This is a genomic window from Vibrio sp. 1078-1 (assembly GCF_033340475.1).
Genome location: NZ_JAWOWM010000046.1, coordinates 1 through 2,614, shown reverse-complemented (window position 1 = coordinate 2,614; position 2,614 = coordinate 1). Strand labels below are relative to the sequence as shown.

1 protein-coding gene, 3 tRNA genes and 1 rRNA gene are annotated in these 2,614 nt (G+C 44.4%); 2 read left to right on the top strand and 3 right to left on the bottom strand.

Annotation, left to right across the window (positions count from 1 at the left end):
• Position 1 precedes the first annotated feature (1 nt).
• Both R7190_RS25455 and R7190_RS25450 read left to right on the top strand, forming a co-directional pair.
• Positions 2-77: transfer RNA gene (locus R7190_RS25455), tRNA-Thr, on the top strand.
• A 15-nt stretch (positions 78-92) separates the two neighbouring features.
• A tRNA-Asn gene (locus R7190_RS25450) sits at positions 93-168 on the top strand.
• Positions 169-416: 248 nt separating this feature from the next.
• On the opposite strand, the gene R7190_RS25445 is transcribed toward R7190_RS25450, so the two are convergent.
• The 3 genes from R7190_RS25445 to rrf all read right to left on the bottom strand — a co-directional run.
• Positions 417-1,853 carry an NAD-dependent succinate-semialdehyde dehydrogenase gene (locus R7190_RS25445; protein WP_080960149.1) on the bottom strand — a complete coding sequence of 479 codons (1,437 nt, stop codon included), beginning with the start codon at positions 1,851-1,853 and terminating at the stop codon, positions 417-419.
• Between the two features lie 497 nt (positions 1,854-2,350).
• A tRNA-Asp gene (locus R7190_RS25440) sits at positions 2,351-2,427 on the bottom strand.
• Between the two features lie 78 nt (positions 2,428-2,505).
• Positions 2,506-2,614: ribosomal RNA gene (rrf, locus tag R7190_RS25435) — 5S ribosomal RNA — on the bottom strand; the annotation flags it as partial.

Here is a 2,614-nt window from a genome sequence, read left to right as displayed (position 1 = left end):
TGCCGACTTAGCTCAGTAGGTAGAGCAACTGACTTGTAATCAGTAGGTCACCAGTTCGATTCCGGTAGTCGGCACCACTTATTAAAATTTGTTCCTCCTTAGCTCAGTTGGTAGAGCGACGGACTGTTAATCCGCAGGTCGCTGGTTCGAGCCCAGCAGGAGGAGCCATATTAGAAGAAGCCGCATCACTTGATGCGGCTTTTTTGTATTAGTTTAAAGCTAAGCTCTCTCCTACCCCATAACGAAATAACATAAGCGCTTTGATTATTAAAAACCGCTTACCGCAAGCTAACTATCGACTCACTAAATAACCAGAAAATATTAACCACAAACGCGCGTGGCAAATGGTATGCCTTTCAACTAAAAAAAAGCCAGGTAAAAACCTAGCTTTTTAGTTCAATCGGCCATCTCTGAAATCAGCTTAAACCACCAAGACAAATATACTTTGTCTCCAGATATTCATCGAGTCCTTGCTTAGCACCTTCCCGTCCAACACCCGACTCTTTAACTCCACCAAATGGAGCCACTTCAGTAGAGATGATCCCTTCATTCACTCCAACCATGCCGTACTCTAAACCTTCACTAAAAGTCACAATACGCTTCAAGCTATTCGTATAGAAATAGCAAGCCAAACCATATTCTGTATCGTTCGCCATTTCGAGAACTTGATCATCATTTTCAAAGGTAACAATAGGCAACACAGGCCCGAATAGCTCTTGCTGAACAATCGACATATTCTGCGTCACACTATCCAAAAGAACGGGCTCCATAAAGCGACCATGCCGTCTCTGTGGAGAGTTAGCAATAGAGGCTCCTTCTTGTACAGCTTGATCGATCACCGCCTCTAGTCGATGCTTAGAGGCCATCGTAATAACAGGACCTAATGTGACATCTTTCTCTAAACCATTGCCAAGCTTTAATTTGCTTAACTTCGACAATACTTTATCAATAAAAGCTTGTTTTACATTTTTATGAACATATAACCGATTGGTACAAACACATGTTTGCCCTGCATTACGGAACTTCGACGCGACAAGCCCTTCCGCAGCCGCATCTAAGTCTGCATCTTCAAACACGATGAAAGGCGCATTACCACCCAACTCCATCGACACCGCCTTGACTGAATCACTGGCTTGCTTCATCAAAATTTTCCCGACTCGCGTAGACCCCGTAAAAGAGATCTTCTGAATCCTAGGATCAGTACTTAGTACTTGACCAAACTCAGCAGCCTGCTCCGACACCAAGACAGAAAGCAGTTCTTTAGGGATACCAGCCTGATAAGCTAATTCAACAACAGCAATTGCAGTGAGAGGGGTAAGCTCTGATGGCTTGATCAACATGCCACAACCTGCCGCTAGGGCTGGTGCTGCTTTTCTTGTAATCATCGCAATAGGGAAGTTCCAAGGTGTAATTGCAGCGCATACTCCCACAGGCTGGCGAATTGCAGATAGACGTCTATCTGTCGTGGGGGCAGGAATAACTTCGCCATAAGCACGTTTTGCTTCTTCTGAGAACCACTCGACAAAAGAGGCACCATACATCACTTCCCCTTTGCTCTCAGCTAAAGGTTTACCCTGCTCTAAGGTAATAATCGTGGCTATGTCTTCTGCATTATCAAGAAGTAGTTGATACCACCCCCTCAAACGACGAGAGCGCTCTTGGGCACTTAATTTAGCCCAACGGACTTGCTCCGTTTTGCACTGACCAATGAGATCATCTAACTCATCAAGAGTACTAGGCTTTAACCGAATTAACTCTTGCTCAGTTGCAGGGTTGATGACCACAATTCCCTCTTCGGAAGACCATTGCTTAAATACAGATTTCAGCGTTTCATTTTTTATTTGTTGCATCATCAAACATACTCCTCAAGAACTCCTCTTAGGTTAATCGCTACTAGCAAGTTCAGCAAAGAAAACAAAGTTTTCTAAAAGGCATTAATTTTCGGAAGACTTAGCTCTCTTCCTCACTATATTTCGCGAAATTGCGTAATCCACGCAACGACGGTCCCGCTCTAAACATGGAAGCAATGAATGTTTGAGAAATAAGATGTAGAAAATTATTGTTTAAGAGAGACGCTAACAAAACACGCAGTGAGGAAGACTATTCATTCTATTACGGTTGAGGGCGAGTGTTATAAAGACTCATTGTTCAAATGACCAATCTTTCAACGAGGACAGGATACAAACTCGGAGTAATTGGAAGTGCAGGCAGCAGGCTCATCTTCCTGAGAAACTCATGTGCCAAAAGGGTAAAGAAAGTCGTATTGTCTCGCCTTCAATGTGTAAATGCATTTCTAGGGGACACGACCAAACGAAAAAGCCCCAGTCTTTCGACTAGGGCTTAATATAAGTGGCGGAGTGGACGGGACTCGAACCCGCGACCCCCGGCGTGACAGGCCGGTATTCTAACCAACTGAACTACCACTCCGCAGTGGTATCACTCGCTTGTAATCAGCAAGTGTCCGCTTTTGTCTTCAGTTTTCGAAAAAGTGAAAATAAAACTAAAGCCTGGCGATGTCCTACTCTCACATGGGGAAACCCCACACTACCATCGGCGCTATTTCGTTTCACTTCTGAGTTCGGCATGGAAATCAGGTGGGTCCAAAACGCTATGG